Annotated in this window: 4 protein-coding genes; all 4 read right to left on the reverse strand. The window is 43.1% G+C overall.

All coding sequences use genetic code 11. The features are described from left to right. Positions 1–68: 68 nt before the first annotated feature. Positions 69–6,494 (reverse strand): ZmpA/ZmpB/ZmpC family metallo-endopeptidase, encoded by a 6,426-nt coding sequence (locus ACUW6H_RS04470; RefSeq protein ID WP_454361950.1) that lies wholly within the window; start codon positions 6,492–6,494, stop codon positions 69–71. A 250-nt stretch (positions 6,495–6,744) separates the two neighbouring features. Continuing rightward, positions 6,745–14,769, reverse strand: a complete 8,025-nt coding sequence (locus ACUW6H_RS04475; protein WP_454361952.1) for a ZmpA/ZmpB/ZmpC family metallo-endopeptidase — start codon at positions 14,767–14,769, stop codon at positions 6,745–6,747. A gap of 294 nt (positions 14,770–15,063) precedes the next feature. After that, a complete protein-coding gene (ileS, locus tag ACUW6H_RS04480; RefSeq protein WP_454361954.1) occupies positions 15,064–17,856 on the reverse strand; it encodes an isoleucine--tRNA ligase in 2,793 nt (930 codons plus the stop codon). Between the two features lie 251 nt (positions 17,857–18,107). Beyond that, positions 18,108–18,902 carry a DivIVA domain-containing protein gene (locus tag ACUW6H_RS04485; protein ID WP_044020427.1) on the reverse strand — a complete coding sequence of 265 codons (795 nt, stop codon included), beginning with the start codon at positions 18,900–18,902 and terminating at the stop codon, positions 18,108–18,110. Positions 18,903–18,916: the final 14 nt, after the last annotated feature.

The raw sequence follows: 18,916 nt of genomic DNA on the forward strand, positions 1-18,916 counted from the left end.
CAAGCCGTTCCCCTAAAAAAAGAAGATCCAAGTGATCTTCTTTTTTCGTGTCTGTTTTTGCAAGAGACTTATCTTTCAAAGATGGACTGTCTGAAGTCATCTGTGGCACGTAGATAAGCATTAAAAATACGATACTTGAGTTGGGCGACACTGCTCTTAGAACTGTCTGATAATGCCCGATCAATGTTCTTAGCTGAGGCATCCGCTAGTACTGCTAAGTACATATAATCTTGTAATTCCTCATAAGAAGAAATCGTAATTTGTCGTTTGCTATCTAGTTTTCCGGCTTCAAACTCGATGGTGATAGGACGAAGGAAGTTTTGAGCCTTGTTGTATCGCTCATTCAACATAGCTTTCTTCAAATCCTTCCATGATTCATACTGGCTACCATAGAGATTTTTGAAAACCAGATCATCTCCAACTACACCGACATCTCCTCTGTTCCAGATTGAGTAGGTCTTATGACCTTCTTTAAGCGCTTGGCTAGCGTATTGGCCAGATACATATGGGACAAATCCTTGCTGGTAACCCTTGTCTCCGAGCAATTCATAGGCTCTACGGCGGAACATCAGCCCACCAGGTGCACCAGTTGGATTGTCCAGAGCTGCATAGAAGGAAGCAAACATATTAACGACATAGTAGCCATTTCGTCCAAAGCTAGCTGTATCCCAACCATCGCGACGACCAATGATATTATGATCAACCAGAGCATCGACAGATTTTAGTTTGGCTGCTTCTTCAGCAGTTATAGGGACAATGCGATCATCAGCATGGGCTTGTTTACCATAAGACGTATTCTCAAATTTATAATTTTCAGCCTTGCGGTACCATTTCATTTTCTGCTGATCAGTTAGAACACTAGTAACAATATCCCCTTCTACATAATCCAGAAGATTTAGCACATCAAAGACTCCATGCATGTAATCCCGTAAAGCGTCTGCTGAGGAGAATCGGGCAACAGGATCATAGGTATGGTAACGAGAGGTTGAATCTTTATCTCCTTGATAGAAACTATTGAGAACGAGACCTTTTTCGCTAACATTGGTTACAGACTCTAACATCCCTGTAGCAAAGCTCTCAGGTCCTTCACCCTCACGACGACCATGTCCTTCAAAATAGATAGAACCATCCGAGTTGTGGGTCATTTCATGGGTATAGACCATGGTTCCAGAAGCTCCCAGCATCTGGTCATAGACGTAGAAGACTTCATAACCATTGGCAAAGGCTCCTAGTCCATTGTCTCCGTGATACTTGCCAGCAGGGCCAAAGAAATTGTACATAGCAACAGAGGTCTTATCATTACGCGGAGCCCAATATTGCTGGCCTTTATCATTATAAAGCAAGAAACCGTCTGTAACGATTACCCGTCTGAATAAGGTATCTTTCCTGTTTGGACTTAAAATGTTGTACCACATGTCATAGTGGTTTCGTTGCCATTCAGCTGATTGATTCACAAGTTTTTCAACGTGTCGATGGAGTTCCTCACCTGAGAGAACTCTGCCACCTTCTTTCCTGTAGCTTCCAAAGCTACCAAATGCAATAGTCGACAGATTGCTGATGATATAGACATCTCTTTCAGGTAAGGTCAAAAGCTGGAGAACCATTTGCTTGAAGCCCCAATCTCCCTGAGTCAGTCTGTCGTAGACCTTGATTGTATACTTACTCTTACGATCCGCATTGTCCTGCTTAGCCTGAATTTCTGGCAGACTTGAACGAGCTTCTACGATATAAGCCTTGGTATTTTCCTTAAACCACTCACTATTGGTTTTGTGTGGCAAGAAGAGTTCACGCAGACTTTCTAAGTATGTAAAGAGGTCTCCTTTGCCTTTTTCCTTGGCTAGAGATTGTCGGTAGGCATTGAAGTTGTTTTGTGCTCGAAGATTGCCCATGCCAGAGTTACCGAGAGCAATGATGGTATCGAGTGTCGAAGCTGCTTGATTGCCGAAGAAATCAAACTTATAGGCATTAAGGTCCTTGGTATTGAAAGTTCCATAGTTGACATTGTACCAACGATTGAGATAGGTCAGACCAAGCATGAAGGCCTCTTTGTTCTGCAGAATCTTTTGGCTAATCATATCCGCTACCACAGGACCTAGAGTGTTAATCGACTTGTCAACTGAAAGTACCTTGAGGAGCTCCTGACCTAGTTCAGCTTTGGTTTGTTCAAAGGCTTTTTCCAGATAAAGATCATCCAAGGAAGCTGTTTCACCAATTCCCAGTACCTTACGCACTGCAGTTGAGTTATAAGTCACAGCTTTGAGTTCATCCAAGACTCTCTCTTTAATGGACTGGTAGTCCGATAGGAAGGCCTCTGGTGTATAGAGCAAATTCTTATCAGCGATGCTATATTCAGCAATCTGACCATTGGCAAAATCTCCCTTGTAGGTCAAATCAAGATAAGCAATGGTCTTATCTGCATAATGCAGCATCAGTCTATTGATTTCACCCTTATGGCTATTGACATCCGTTATCAGTGTCCCATCTTTCATCGGAACCACATCTAACAAGGCTACTTTGTTGAGTTTATCGTCTTCAGCTAATTGGTTGGCTGTATGAACGATGAAGTCTTTGTTGTAGAATGGTAATAGTTTTTCTACATTTTCGTAGGCTAGCTTTCTGGACTCTTGGGCTCCCCTCACTCGACTATAGTCTGTCTGATGCTGGTAAGCTAGCTGCAATGGCTCTTGGTCCGTCAAGTTTGAAGTGATTCCAAAGGACTGACGTTTGGCTTGTCCATCTACCTCTGAAATAGTACGGACAAAACGCTCATCTTTTCGATTTGCTGTAGTCCCTTCAAGAACATGTGAGTCCCGAACAGAAGCCTCAGGATAGGGATCTCCTGTCATGGCATGACCATTTTGAACCTTGACACTGGTCAAGACATTTCGGACCTGTCCATTGTTCCAAGTAGACCCGATTGCTCCACCGACTTGGCCAGAATGACCTCCATTTTGGATAGAACCAGACACATAAGAAGTTTCTAATCTAGCTCCATTCTGCAAGCGACCAATCAAGCCACCAACACGCTGGTCTCCATTTCGACCCGTTACTTGGATAGATACATCTGCTTGACTCTTCTGCGCCAGTGATTGGTTCCCGTGGAAATTACCGACTAGGCCACCAATATTGTACTCCTGCCCTCCATCTTGGGTGCTGGTGATAGCCCCTTTAAAGACAACATTGGTTAGTTTTGTATTTTGGGCAACTCCTACTAGTCCACCGATATGCTTGTTACCAGATAGACTACCACTTACAGAAACATCCGTAATCGTTGCGTTCTGAGCGTTGCTAGCCAAGGCCCCTATAGAGTCCTTACCTGAAACTGCAGCCGATTTCAAGGTCAGTTGCTGGATAGTGGCATTTTTCAAGGTTGCAAAGAGTGGTTTTGCTAAATTGTAGATAGCATAATCTTTGCCATCTACTCGACTCGTTAAGCTACCTGAAAATTCTTCTGGAACATAGCTTGTCGTAGACTGTTCCAACTCAATCTCATCTGCTGAAACATCCGCTCCTAATGTGAAGTTTCCAGTCGGGTTTGACTTCATGGCCTCTATGAGCGTTTTGAAGGACGTATAGACTCCTTCTTGACTAAGAGGGGTTTTCGGAAGATCAAAGGAGTAATCTGGACGATAATGATCCCCTTCTCCCTCAACAAGCTGATTAGCTGATACTGTTACGGAGTAGGCATTGCCCTTATCTGTAATCTTAGAAACGGGCATGAGCATATCCTTGAACTTGTCTGACTGAATTCGGACATAGTAATTGTTCAAATCAGACGGCACTTCTGACAAGGATAGGTAACGTCGGTAGTGACTGCCATCTTTACCGTACAGTTCGATGCGGTCGATGTCTTTGATTTCAACCTTCTTATAATCTAGCTGAACTGGACGTTGATCCTCTATACTAGTTTGTTCCCCTTGACCTAGGTCATATTTCATGACGGTTTTGAGGGTATAAGGAGTATAGTAATCCAAGTCATCAAGTGTCAATTTTTGAGCGAGATCCACAAGGTCAACTTCCTTGATCAACGTTTCGCCCTTGTAAAGCTGCACTTTGGCTGATTGATAGCTAGCTGTAGCATCCGTCAAGTGATAGCTAAGAGAAACTTGGCGTTTATCTTCTTCCTTCTCGACACGGACTAGAGAGAGGGTTGGTTTTCTCTTGACTCCATCCAGAGCTTGACGAGCCGCCGCGAGATCCGTCCGAACTTGATCAACCAAGGCTTGATTGGCGAAAGGATTGTCCAAAACGAGCTTGGCCTGATCTAGAGCACGACGATAACGGAGTTTGACTTGTTCATCAGCATACTGGTAAGCAACTGTAGACTGAGTCACATCCTTCATCTCAAATTCAACTCCGAGAGTTTTCTTATCAACAGGTTGGCCGTCTAGATTATTCTTAGCAGTTTCAAGGGCCTTTTTCAAGGAATCAACCTGTTCTTGACTAGCGTGAGATGTCTCAAAGATAGCTTGGGCATTTGCAACTGCCTGTTTATAAGACTCTTGATCTGCAGCGGTATCATTGAAATACTGATGCGTTTTCTGGATGCTGTCGGCCTCTTCCACTAATTGGTGTAAGGGTTCGAGGTCGAGTGTTCCTTTTTCTGGCTCTACAGGAGCATGATCCGCATTTGTAGAGATTGGTTTTGTACCAACTTTGATGATCTGAGGAACTGCTTCTTTTGTGACAGTATTAGAAATTTCCTCCGTATTTTCAACTTTTCCATCTACCAAATACTGACGGGTGACGATTGTTCGCACACCGTCTTGACCAGCTTGGCTAACTTCCCTTTGCCCCAAAGGCAAGTCTGCACTTTCCACTTCCTTGGTTGGATAGGGTTCTGCCAACGTTGTGGTAACATCCTTTTCTTCGACCTCTAGGCTTGGAACTTCGTGTACTGGAGCGTCTGTTGGTTTATCACTAACTGGGCCTGTTCCGACTGTTACGATTTCCGAAACTGCTGGTGTCGTTACTTTGTTCGAGATTTCCTGACTTCTCTCTACTTTGCCATCTACACTGTACTGACGAGTGACGATCGTTCGCACACCGTCTTGACCAGCTTGGCTTATCTTGGTCTGGCCAACTGGCAAACTATCACTCTCTACTCGTTCTCGAGTATAGGGTTCGGCCACTGTTGTGGTAATGTCCTTTTCTTCAACGTTTAAGCTTGGAACTTCATTTATTGGGGAGTCTGTTGGTTTCTCGCTAACAGGGCCTGTTCCGACTGTTACGATCTCTGAGACTGCTGGAGTCGTCACTTCGTTGGAGATTTCCTGGCTTCTCTCTACTTTGCCATCCACCATGTACTGACGGGTGACAATCGTACGCACTCCATCTTGACCAGCTTGGGTTATCTTGGTTTGGCCAACTGGCAAACTATCACTCTCTACTCTTTCTCGAGTGTAGGGTTCTGCTATCGTTGTGGTAACATCTTTTTCTTCAACGTTTAAGCTTGGAACTTCATTTATTGGAGCGTTTGTTGGTTTTTCACTAACGGACTCCCCTGTGTTTGGTTTTGTAGGAGAAAGGACCTTGCTTCCGACTTTTCTAATCTCAGAAGTCGGCTCAGTCGTTACCTGATTGGAAACCTCCTCTGTATGGATTACCTGACCATTTAAAATGTAGCTGCGGGTCACAATGGTACGACTACCATTTTTCCCTGCCTGAATTACCTCAGTTTGACCTTGTGGCAAATCAGCTGCCTCTACTTCCTCCACTTGGAAAGGAATGATCTCTGTACGACTCGTATCTTTACTATCAACCTTTAACTCTGGTTGTTCAAATACAGGAGCATCACTTGGTTTCTGAGCACGATACTCTTCCTGCGCTTGACTTCCGTTTGAAGTTTGAACTGGAGTATCAATAGGAGCCGAATGATTCAACTCTTTCTTGCCATCAACTGGAGATTTTACTGCTTTTTGAGATTTCAAATACCCTACATATTGGTAACCTTCAATCGCAAGAGGTGATTGCAATGCTTCTCCAACCTGTAAAGTCAATTCCTGATTATAGTCTGCCAGCATTTGATTTGTTAAAGCCAAGGAAGTTGGCGCAATCAGCTGACTTCCTAGACTGGTCAAAAGCATGAATGAAGCGAGTTTCTTGCGATCATCTCTGCCCAGTTTAATCGCTACGACCAGTAGCACTATGCCTGCCCCTGCTGCAATTGAGCTAATGAGTTGACTGTGACCAGTTGCAGGCAACTGTCTCGTCGGACGATAAATCAAATAGTACGTATCGTCTGTTTCCTCAACAAACTGTGGCAACTCTTTGACTACCAATTGCTTCTCTTGGTCCGTGAGTTCACTCTCTGTCACGTACTTATAGTGAATCTGTTTTGTGACGGATGACGTCTGTTCACTAGCTGCTACATTTGCAATAGAACCTCCTCCACTAAAAAGGTAGAAAACCCCTACCAGAGCAGAAACCAAACCAACCGAAACTTTTCTAAATGAAAAACGCTGATGCTTTTCTCCTAAATAACTTCTTTTCATTCCTAATCTTTCCTTTATCATGATTTGAATCCCCTCTATTCTACCGAAATTTACTAGATTATTCAATTTATTTGCTAGAAATAGTAACAACCAAACACTACTAATCTTATCAGTTCATTTGAGCTTTAAAAATCCTTATCTTATCAGGTCTTGAATGCACAAACAAGATCATGGAGAAACCACAGAAAAAATTCCTAGGTAGCCTTAAACCTAGGAATTTTTCAAATTTTGATTGAACAGAATCGTTTCCTTATTTCTTGAAAATAGACTGTCTGAAGTCGTCTGTCTCACGAAGATAAGCGTTGTAAATCTTCTTCTTGAGCAAGTTAACCCAGCTAGCTTCGACACGGCTAGTAGCATTGGAAATGTTGCGTACATCCTCTGCTACTGCTGCATCCATCAACTGCTGCATCTCTGCATAAGAACGAATGGTTACTTTCTTGGTACTATTTGGATTTCTGAGTTCGTACTCAATAGTGATTGGTTTGAGCTTGGTTAGCTTATCAATCCGCTCTTGGTACATAGCCTTCTTGAAGGCTACCCAGGAATCATATTCACCCTTGAATACATTTTCCAAGACTTTCTGGTCTGTCACAAGACCAACATCTCTTCCAGACCATCCATCCCACGTTTTCATCCCTTCATCAAAGGCTTCCTGAGAGTACTGACCAGAAACATAAGGGACAAATCCATCATGGTACCCTTTGGCGGCTAGTAATTCAAAGGCTGTGCGACGGAACATGACATCACCTGGAGCTCCCTTCGGATTACTCAAGGCTGAGTAAATCGGTGAGAAGAGGCTGAGACTGAGGTAGCCATTTCGACCATATTGACCACTGTCTTTATTCTCACGACGAGTGATCACATCATTTTCAATCAGAGAGTTAAAGGTCTTTAATTGCTTGATTTCTTCAGTAGTGAAGCTTCTCGTCTGGTTACCAGCATGAGTCTCCTTACCATACTTATCTGTAATATAGTAATTCTCCATCTTTCTGAACCACTGAAGTTTCGCAGCATCGCTCTGCTTCAGCATAGAAGTACCTTCTAGATAGTCCAAGGTGTAGATCATGTCAAACATACCATGGACATAGTGCTGCAGGTCTGCTGCATTTTGAACACGTTCCTTGAAATTATAGGTATGCATACGGGTCTTAGAATCCTTGTCCACCTTGAAGAGAGTATTGAGCGTAATAGTTGGTTCATCTGCACTCGGCGAAGACTGCAAGAGTCCGCGAGCATAGAGTTCCGCACCTAGTCCCTCACGACGACCATATCCTTCAAAGTAAATTGCTCCGTCAGAGTTATGGGTCATCTCATGGGTGTAGACAGAGTTTCCATAGTCTTCTAATAGTCGTGCTCTATCAAAATGGGTCACACTTCCCGTAGCATAGGCATTGTAACCCTTGCTTGGATACCACTTGCCGGCTGGTCCAAAGAATTCCTGCATTGCCTGTGATCTTTTGTCATTAGCTGGTGCCCAATAGCTTTGTCCTGCTTTGTCAGTCAAGAAGAACCCATCATAAACCAGAACCGAACGGAAGAGTTTGTCCTTGCTTTCTGGACTGAGAATCTTGTACCAGAAATCATAGTGGTCGCGCTGGTATTCAGCAGTTTTTCTCACTCGGTCTTCGACATATTCAACTAGTTCTGCATCTGTGCGGATCCTGTTATTAGCATCAAGACGATAGCGATCATAAGCTCCCATAGAGAGGGTAGACATATTAGAGATAGCATAGACACCTTTCTCGGTCATGGTCAAGAGTGGCAGGAGCATGCCCTTGTGTTCCCAATTATCTGCAGTAATCTTGTCATAAACACCAACAGAATACTTGCTCTTGCCCTCGGCTGCGTCCTGAAGCTGTCTCGCTTCTGCTACATCCGACTTAGCCTCAACAATGTAGGCTTTTGTATTGGTCTTGAGCCATTCATTATTGGTCTTATAAGGTAGGAAGAGCTGACGATAGCCTTCAAGGTAATTGAAGAGTCCTCGTTTACCAGTTGCTTCAGAGAGCGAATTATCATAAGCTGTATAGTTGTTCTTAGCCTTGAGATTCTCAAGTCCTGATTTCCCTAAAGCTATGATTGTATCAAGAACCAAAACGTCATTTTTACCGTAGAAATCCATCTTGTAAGCCGACAGGTCTTTGACATTAAAGGTATCATAGTTGATATTGTACCAACGGTTAAGGTAAGTCAGCCCCAATAGGAAAGCTTCTTTATCAGCAAGAATCTTCTTAACAAGATAATCCTTAACTACTTCACCTTCAGTATTGATAGCCTTATCCATAGCCAGAACTTTTCGTAGTTCTGTTGACAGTTTGCTTTTCACTTGCGTAAATGCGGTGTCTAAGTATAGTTCATCCAAAGAAGTATCTGCTGCTACTCCAAGAGCTGTTCGCATAGCTGGCGAATCAAGAACGATCTTGTTTAACTCTGGCAGGACTTGATTTAGAATACTAGTATAATCTGATACAAAGGCTTCTGGAGTATAAAGAAGGTCTAACCCCTTGATACTATACTCAGCAATGCCTCGATTTACGAAATCTCCCTGATAAGATATTTCTAGGTAGTCAATGGTATTGTCCATGTAGTGCAGCATCAAACGATTGATTCCAGTTTTATTGCTATGAATATCAGTGATAACCTGGTCGCCCTTCATCGGAACAACATCCAGTAGGTACTCCTTGTTCAACTTATGATTTTTCGGAATCTTGTTAGCAAACGAAACAATGGTTTCTTTATTGTAGAAAGGAAGCAGTTTCTCCATATTTGCATAAGAATATCCGCGGTCAAATTGAGCATTGTTTACTTGACCATAGTCGACAAAACGCATATTTAGATTCGTGTCATCTAGGCTAGTTGTTATGTCCATAGCAGTCAGTTTTTCTTCCATTTCTTCTTGAGTAATGGTAGAAGTAACAAACTGATCGTTTTTCAAGGTTTCACTTTTGGCAACTTTATATGCTTGTGTAATGCGGTCGTTCTTGTATCCCTGATCCCCAGAAATACTGTAAACATTTGTACCGCTAACATTACTGATAACATTATCAACTAAACCATTAAAGTAGTTCGAACCGACCACTCCACCGATCTGACCGTTAGTAGTTGAATTATATAATTTTCCTGTCACATAAGATTTGGTGATTCGAGCATTGTTTTCTAGACGGCCAACCAAACCACCAATACGTTGTTCATTTGATCTTGCACCGCTAATAATCGTTACATCTGCTTTACTTTGGCTGAGGATTGATTCTCCTCCTTTAAGGCTTGCAACCAAACCACCTACGTTATAGGCTTTGATGTGTTGACTGTTAGATAGTATGGTACCCGTAAAGGAACTATTGGTAATCTTCGTATTGGTTCCATTAACTACAAGACCCGCTACGTTAGAAGCGTTGCCTACTACCGATACTCTCCCCTGAACAGAAACGTCAGTGATTCGCGCATTCTCCGCATTGCGTGCTAGCGCAGCCGAGTCATAGGTACCCACGATATTCACGTCTTTAAAGTCGATATTTGAAATGGTAGACCCACTCTTGAGGTTTTCAAATAAAGGCTTGGCTAGATTATAAATAGCGTATTGCTTACCATTATGACTACCTGTCAGACTGCCGGTGAAGTTCCCTTTGAGGTAGACATAATCCGCAGGAGCTAGGTTGACCTCGCTCGCATCCAAATCAGCTCCCAGAACATAATTTCCTGCCATATTTCGCTTCATAGCGTCTACCAATCCAGCAAAGCTGGTGTAGACATTTTGCTGACTTGGGACCGCCTTACTGATGTAGAAGTCGTGCCCAGACTTATAGCCCGCTTCACTTTCTTGGACGAGTTCAGGAAGGGTTACATTAACCTTATAGACTGCCTTACCATCTTTCTCTGCTTCAGAAATGCTGTGAACTGGTAGGAGAATTTCCTTGGATTCGCTTGATTTGATCTTGACGAAGTAAGTAGACAGATCCGTAGGCATAGAACTCATCGATACAAAGCGCTTATATTGGTCGTTTTCTTTATGATAAAACTCAACAGAATCAATATCACGGAAGGCAATCTTCTTGTATTCTAGCTCAAAGTTACGACTGTCTGTTTCAAACTCAGTAAAGCTGCCATTATCCAGTTCATAAGTCAACTTAGTTTTCAAAGTATAACCTGTGTAGTAGTCTAGGTCGCCAATCTTCAAGCTACCAGCAAAGTTAGTAATCGGAAGAGTGCGAACCAGCTGATCTCCCTGGTACAACTCTGCAGTCGCTGAACGGAAGGATTTGGTCTGGTCTTCCAATCTATATTGGACCATCACCGACTTATCATCAGCATTCTCAGTCAGACTTAGAATCGAAACTGTCGGCTTGACTTTAGGCACTCCATTCAGTGCTTCTTTGGCTGCTGTCAGGCTAGCAAGAACTTGATTGACTTGCACTTGTGTAGCAGTTTGATTGTTCAAAACTCCTTCAGCCTTAGTCAATTCGTCAGTATAAGCTGTCTGTTTTTCTGAATCCGCATTCTTATATTTAACCGAAGTTTTAACTCTTGGATTTAAATCGTATTCATTTTGTAGAGCCGTTTTGACAACTTCAAGACCACTTAATTGAGCCTTGGCTTGATTGATTTGTTCCACCAATTGGTTGACTTCTGCTTGGCTGGCTTGGGATTGACTCAGAATCGCTTGACCTGCCGTCAAAGCAGCATCATAGTTAGCTTGATGACTCTGACTATCGTTAAAATAACGGGCCTGAGCTTTAATCTGATCCGCTTCTGCTAAGAGATTATGCAGTGAAATTAAATCGAACTCTTCTAAAGCATCTGCTTTCGGAGCTTCATTCGGCACCATATTTGGTTTAGCCATGCCGACCTTGACGATTTGTGTGACAGGAGCCAGAGTTTCCTCGTTAGACAACTCTTGGCGATCAACCTCTTGACCGTTAGAACTGTAGACGCGAGTCTTAATCGTGCGCTCTCCCTTAACACCTGGAGTTGTGATTTGACGAGCATCTCGAACCAATTCATCCGTTTCTTCTTCACGAATGCTAAAGTTGATTTTTTCAACGCGCGTTTCGTCAGTGTAAGTTAGCGGATACTCTGGCAAAGCATCTGCTTTCGGTGCATCATTTGGTACCATAGTTGGTTTAGCCGTACCGACTTTGACAATTTGTGTTACTGGAGCTAGGGTTTCCTCATTAGACAACTCTTGACGATCAACCTCTTGACCGTTAGAACTGTAGACACGAGTCTTGATAGTTCGTTCACCTTGGACTCCCAGAGTTGCGATCTGACGGGTATCTTGAACAAGCTCATCGGTTTCTTCTTCACGAATGCTAAAGTTGATTTTTTCAACGCGCGTTTCGTCAGTGTAAGTTAGTGGATACTCTGGCAGAGCTTCTGCTTTCGGTGCTTCATTTGGCACCATGCTTGGTTTAGCCGTGCCGACCTTGACGATTTGTGTGACAGGAGCTAGAGTTTCCTCGTTAGACAACTCTTGGCGGTCAACCTCTTGACCATTGGAACTGTAGACACGAGTCTTAATCGTGCGCTCTCCCTCAACACCTGGTGTTGTGATTTGACGAGCATCTTGGACCAATTCATCCGTAGTTTGTTCTTCAATGTCGAAGGCTATTTTCTCTACACGAGTTTCGTCGCTATAAGTCAACGGATACTCTGGCAGAGCCTCTGCTTTCGGTGGATCGTTCGGTACCATAGTCGGTTTAGCCGTGCCGACCTTGACCACTTGCGTTACGGGAGCTAGGGTTTCCTCATTAGACAACTCTTGACGATCAACCTCTTGACCGTTAGAACTGTAGATACGAGTCTTGATAGTTCGTTCACCTTGGACTCCCAGAGTTGCGATCTGACGGGCATCTTGAACAAGCTCATCGGTTTCTTCTTCACGAATGCTAAAGTTGATTTTTTCAACGCGCGTTTCGTCAGTGTAAGTTAGTGGATACTCTGGCAGGGCTTCTGCTTTCGGTGCTTCATTTGGCACCATGCTTGGCTTAGCCGTTCCAACTTTGACCACTTGCGTTACGGGAGCTAGGGTTTCCTCATTGGATAACTCTTGGCGATCAACCTCTTGACCGTTAGAACTGTAGACACGAGTCTTGATAGTTCGTTCACCTTGGACTCCCGGAGTTACGATTTGACGAGCATCTTGAACAAGCTCATCCGTATATTGCTCCTCGATATTGAAGGCTATTTTCTCTACGCGGGTTTCATCTGTATATGTCAGCGAATACTCTGGTAAAGCATCTGCTTTCGGTGCATCACTTGGTACCATGCTTGGTTTAGCCGTGCCGACTTTGACGATTTGTGTTACAGGAGCCAGAGTTTCTTCGTTAGATAATTCTTGACGGTCAACAACTTGACCATTGGAACTGTAGACTCGAGTCTTGATAGTTCGTTCACCTTGGACTCCCGGAGTTGCGATTTGGCGCGCATCTTGGACCAATTCGTCCGTTTCTTCTTCACGAATGTTAAAGTTGATTTTTTCAACGCGCGTTTCGTCAGTATAAGTTAGTGGATACTCAGGCAGAGCGTCCACTTTCGGCGCATTGTTTGGTACCATGTTTGGTTTAGCCGTACCGACTTTGACGATTTGTGTGACAGGAGCCAGAGTTTCCTCGTTAGACAACTCTTGGCGGTCAACCTCTTGACCATTGGAACTGTAGACACGAGTCTTGATGGTCCGCTCACCTTGGACTCCCGGAGTCGCGATTTGACGACTTCCTTCTGGAATCTCATCTGTATATTGCTCGTCAATAGAAAAATCAATCTTTTCTATTCTAACCTCATCATTTGTAGTTAATTCCAACTCAGAATTCTCATGAATAGGAGCTGTCTCGGGACTGGTTCCGTACTCTGCCAATTCCGGAACTTCGTGAACAGGAGCTGTTTCTGGAGTTGTGCCATATTCCGTCAATTCCGAAATTGCATGAACTGGCGCTGTTTCTGGAGTTGTGCCATATTCCGTCAATTCTGGAATCTCTTGAACTGGAGCCGTTTCAGGACTAGTTCCATATTCTGCCAATTCTGGAGCTTCGTGAACTGGCGATGTCTCAGGATTTGTACCATATTCTGCCAATTCTGGAACTTCATGAACAGGCGCTGTTTCAGGAGTTGTACCATATTCTGCCAATTCTGGAACTTCATGAACAGGCGCTGTTTCAGGAGTTGTGCCATATTCTGACAATTTCGGAACTTCGTGAACTGGAGTTTCTTTTGGTATCGAGTTAGTTGGAGCTGTTCCAACTAAAATAATTTCAGAAACAGGTTCAAGCGTCACTTGATCAGAAATCATTTCGCTTTTTACGATTTCTTGATTCTCACGATAATGACGAGTCACAACTGTACGTTGACCTCGAACACCTGATTGTATGACTTTTGATTGACCTTGAACCAAGTCATCTGAATACTGGTATTGGGTCTGATAAGGGAGATCTTGAACCGACTTTTGTTCACTAATTTTTAATTCTGGCAATTCATGAACTGCTCCAAGGCGAGCGAGTTCTCTCTCCTTAGTAGCGATAGCTTCTCTATCTTGCTCTGTCAGACCGTCTTCCTTATCCGAAACAATCTCTTTTGTATTCGGATTTGTTTCACTCGGTTTAAGTTCACTTCCCTTCTCTTTCTCCATGTCCAGTGACGGATTGTCCTTCAGAGCAGAATGAGCTAAATGACTATCATTTTGTTCTTCATTCTTTAGATAACCGATATAGTCGTAACCGTCAATTCTTAATGGCGCTGGAAGAGATTCTCCAAGACCCAAGTTAAGACTTTGATTATATGCAGCGAGTTCGATATTCGTCACTGCTAAGACTGTTGGAGATAGTAGCATGGATCCCATTCCAGTTACCAACAAGATCGAAGATAAATACCTCTTCCCATTCCTGCCTCTAACAACTACAAGTACTAGTAATGCAAGACCCATGGCTGTAAAAGTTGATTCCCAAAGGCCGGAGTGACCTGTCTTAGGCAATACTCCAGATGAATCCCCTTGAATAGTCGGACGATAAACTAAATAATAGGTCTCTGAAGCATCCTCAACATACTTTGGAATCTCCCTTATCAAGGCACTCTTCTCTGCCTCCGTCAATTCAGACTCCACTACGTAGTGGTATTTGACCTGAGCAGACTGCTGACTTTGAATTTCTGCTGCATTTACAGAAGTCAAGTCCCCAGTTATTTGCCCACTCAAAAAGAAGCTTCCAATAGTCGCCGAAACCAGCCCAACGGACAACTTTCTGAAAGAAAAGCGCTGTCGTTTTTCTCCATAAAACTGATGTGTCATTCTAAAGATTTCCTTTTCAATATATTATTCAATCCTTTCTATTCTACCTGATTTCACTTGATTATTCAAATTATTTGTCGCGATTTTTAGAAGCAACACATGCTTTTGAGAAGTACTAAAACACGACTCCTCTTTTTTAAAAAATCTCAAAAATCAACTTAAAACGAACCCCAGAATTATTAGATTTCTGCATATTTGTTCTAAACTTTTTCCAGCAAAAAAGAGAGAAATGACTTCCTCTCTTTTTCCTTTTCATCTCATTTTAAACTATGAGAAGACATATTTCTAATCTGATTATTTGGCTTCAAATCCTTCTGCAACTGCATCCGCAAAGTTTTCTTCTACAATGCTTGCACAGTGGTCACAGATAACTGCATGGTAGCTACGTTCTGCAGTAGTTGGATCGATACGACGGCAGCGGTCACATACTTCACCTGCAGCGCGTTCAACTGTAAAGGCAACATCTTCAAAGCTTACTGCACTCTCTGGAGCTGAACCTTCAGCGATGGTCAATTCTGATACGATCAAAAGTTGAGCCACATTGCTATCCAATGCTCTAAGAAGAGTTTTCACCACTTCATTTGGATAAACTGTCAAGTGGGCTTCAAGTGATTTACCGATTACTTTTGCATTACGAGCTTCTTCCAAGGCTTTTTGAGCTTGTCCTCGGAAGTCCATGAAGGCTACCCAGGTATCCAAGATTTCTTCTTGGTTGGCAAAAGTTTGAGCTTCTGGCAGTTCTGACAACTGAACAAAGTCTTCAGCTTCAAACTCAAGATAGGACCAGATTTCTTCTGCAGTGTGAGGAAGGATTGGTGTCAAGAGTTTGGTGATTTTCACAAGAATGTCATAGAAGACAGTCTGCATTTGACGGCGTTCGAGTGATTTGGCACCCTCGATGTAAACAACATCTTTAGCAAAATCAAGGTAGAAGGCTGACAAGTCAACGTTGATAAAGTTCACCAAGGCCTTGTAGATGGTTAAGAATTCAAAGTTGGCATAAGCATCACGAATCGTTTTCACAAGCTGGTTAAAGCGAATGGTCATGTACTTGTCAACAGAACGCAGCTCATCGTAAGCTACTGCGTCTTGAGCTGGGTTAAAGTCAGATGTATTGGCAATCAAGAAACGAAGAGTGTTACGGATCTTACGGTAAGTTTCAGAGACTTGGCTCAAGATATCCATAGAGATACGCACGTCGTTGCTTGAGTCAACACTTGTTACCCAGAGACGCAAGATTTCCGCACCAAATTGTTTTTCAACATCGCTTGGTGCAATGGTATTTCCAAGAGATTTAGACATCTTCTCACCCTTACCATCAAGGGCAAAACCTTGTGACAAGATTTGTTTGTATGGCGCTACGCCATGGTTGGCAACAGATGTGATAAGTGATGAGTTGAACCAACCACGGTACTGGTCAGAACCTTCTAGGTAGAGGTCTGCTGGATATTTGAGCTCTGGACGGTTGACCACTACGCCATTCCATGATGAACCTGAGTCAAACCATACGTCCATGATATCTGTTTCTTTCTTGAACTCGCCATTTGGTGAACCTGGATGAGTAAATCCTTCTGGCAAGAGGTCCTTAGCATCACGTTCCCACCAGATGATAGAACCGTGTTCCTCAAAGAGTTGAGCTACATGTTCAATCGTTTCAGCTGTCATGATAGCTGTACCATCTTCTGCGTAGAAGATTGGAAGCGGAACACCCCAAGCACGTTGACGAGAGATAACCCAGTCGCCACGGTCACGAATCATATTGTAAAGACGAACTTTACCCCATTCTGAGTGGAACTTCACTTTTTCAATTTCATCCAAGATTTCTTGGCGGAATTTAGATACAGAGGCAAACCACTGTGGTACTGCACGCCAGATGATCGGTTTTTTCGTACGCCAGTCAAATGGATATGAGTGAGAAATTTCTTCCTGAGCAAGGAGTAAATCACCCAGTTTTTCGATAACAGTCGGCACAACCTTGTCATAGAACTGACCCGCAAATTCAGGACCAGCATTTTCCATCATAATACCGCGTTCGTTAACTGTTACAGCAACTTCAAGGCCGTTGGCAACACCGACATTGTAGTCGTCCTCACCAAAACCAGGGGCTGTATGGACAATACCAGTACCAGAGTCAGTCGTAACGTGGTCACCAAGGATTACCAACTCATCTACAGCTGTATCCCATGGGTGGACTGTCACAATGTGATTCAATTCTTGACCACGGTAGGTCGCCAAGACTTGAACATCCGTCCAACCAAATTTCTCAGACAAACTGTTCAACAATTCTGAAGCAACTACAAACTTACGAGATTCACCAGCTGGTTGAACGACTACGTAGTCAATATCTGCTCCAACTGTCAAACCACGAGATGCTGTGATGGTAAAAGGAGTTGTTGTCCATACAACGATGTAAGTATCTGCATCTAGGACACCTTTTCCGTCTTTGACGCGGTTAGCATAGTAAAGGGAAGTTGAAAGCAAGTCATGGTATTCAATTTCCGCTTCAGCAAGAGCTGATTCAGATGACCAAGACCAGTAAACTGGCTTGGCACCACGGTAGATGTAGCCTTTCTTAGCCATTTCTCCGAAGACACGGATCTGAGCCGCTTCATAGTCCGGAGTCAAAGTCACATAAGGATTTTCCCAGTCACCAGAAACACCCAATCGTTTAAAGTCTTCTCGTTGTTTATCTACTTGAGAAAGAGCATACTCGCGGCAAAGTTTCAAGTACTCAACCAAGTCCATTTCTTTGCGTTTAACGCCCTGTTTTGCCAATACTTGCTCGATTGGCAGACCATGTGTATCCCAACCTGGGATGTAAGGTGCATAGAATCCTGACATAGACTTAGAACGAACAATAATATCTTTAGAAATCTTGTTCATGGCATGTCCAACGTGGATATTTCCGTTTGCATACGGAGGTCCATCATGCAAGGTGAAATGAGGTTTTCCTTGGTTCAATTCTTGACGACGTTGGTAAAGTTTTGCTTCTTCCCATTCTTTTTGCCAAACTGGTTCTTTGGTTGGAAGACCAGCACGCATTGGAAAATCTGTTTTCCCTAGATTGAGGGTTTCTTTAAGTTTCATTGTTACTCCTTTAATTTAAACTGACAAAATAAAAACCACGATTCGCAAAAAGGACGAAAATCGTGGTACCACCTTTGTTCGAAAAAAGACAGGGTCTCTTTTCCTCTTTTCCCGTAACGTGGGGAACGTCCAGTCTTACTGTTTTCGGACTGGATTGCTTGAGAGGATAATCTAACCACTAGGGATTGCAGGACTCTCACCATCTCCCGCTCGCTGAAAATATAGTTGGTTGGATTTTGTTCTCACATTTTTTATAGGATAAGAACAGATTCTTTATTTGCATCGTTCTCAGTTGCCGCAGTAGCTTCTACTTCAACTGACTCTTCATGCTGGTCACTTTCTTCTGTCTGTTGATTTTGTTGGGCTTCAAACTCAGCTAATTCTTTGTTGCCTGCCTCGATACGAGCTTGCAATTCAGCAACCTCTTCTGGTGTGAATTGACGAGTCATATCAATTGGTTCTTCCTCTGGTTGTAAAGATACAGTTTCACCAAGAACTTCACCCACCACTTCTTTAAAGGCTTCATCACTTGTCTGAAGGTAAGTAGCTGTTGGGCGAAGAATGTCTTCCCAATCAGATGACTCGACAATAGCCAATTGACTTTCAATCGTAGACTTGAGGCGTTGATGGAATACACGGCTCTTGTTCTTCAACTCTTCTGTCTCAACAGCCACTCTCTTCGCATTATCTGTAGCCTGACGGAGAATTTCATTTGCCTTGTATTTCGCTTCTTCAAGCAAACGCTGAGCATCTTGTTCAGCTTGTTGAATAATATTGTTTGAACGTTCTTGAGCAGCTTGTTTGACACGCTCAGCTGTATCTTGAGCAATCAAAACTGACTGACTCAAGGAATCCTTCATCTCATCAAAGTAAGACAAACGTTCTTCCAAACTTTTGATGTGTGTCTCTTTATCGTGATTACTACGAACCAAGTCTTCATAATCACGAACAACGATATCAAGAAACTCGTCTACTTCTTCTGGGTCAAAACCTCTAAATCTTGTGCCAAAGGTTTTATCTTTAATTTCTAACGATGTAATTGGCATACTTTTCCTCACTT

It is taken from the genome of Streptococcus sp. 151470009-6, from assembly GCF_053628175.1.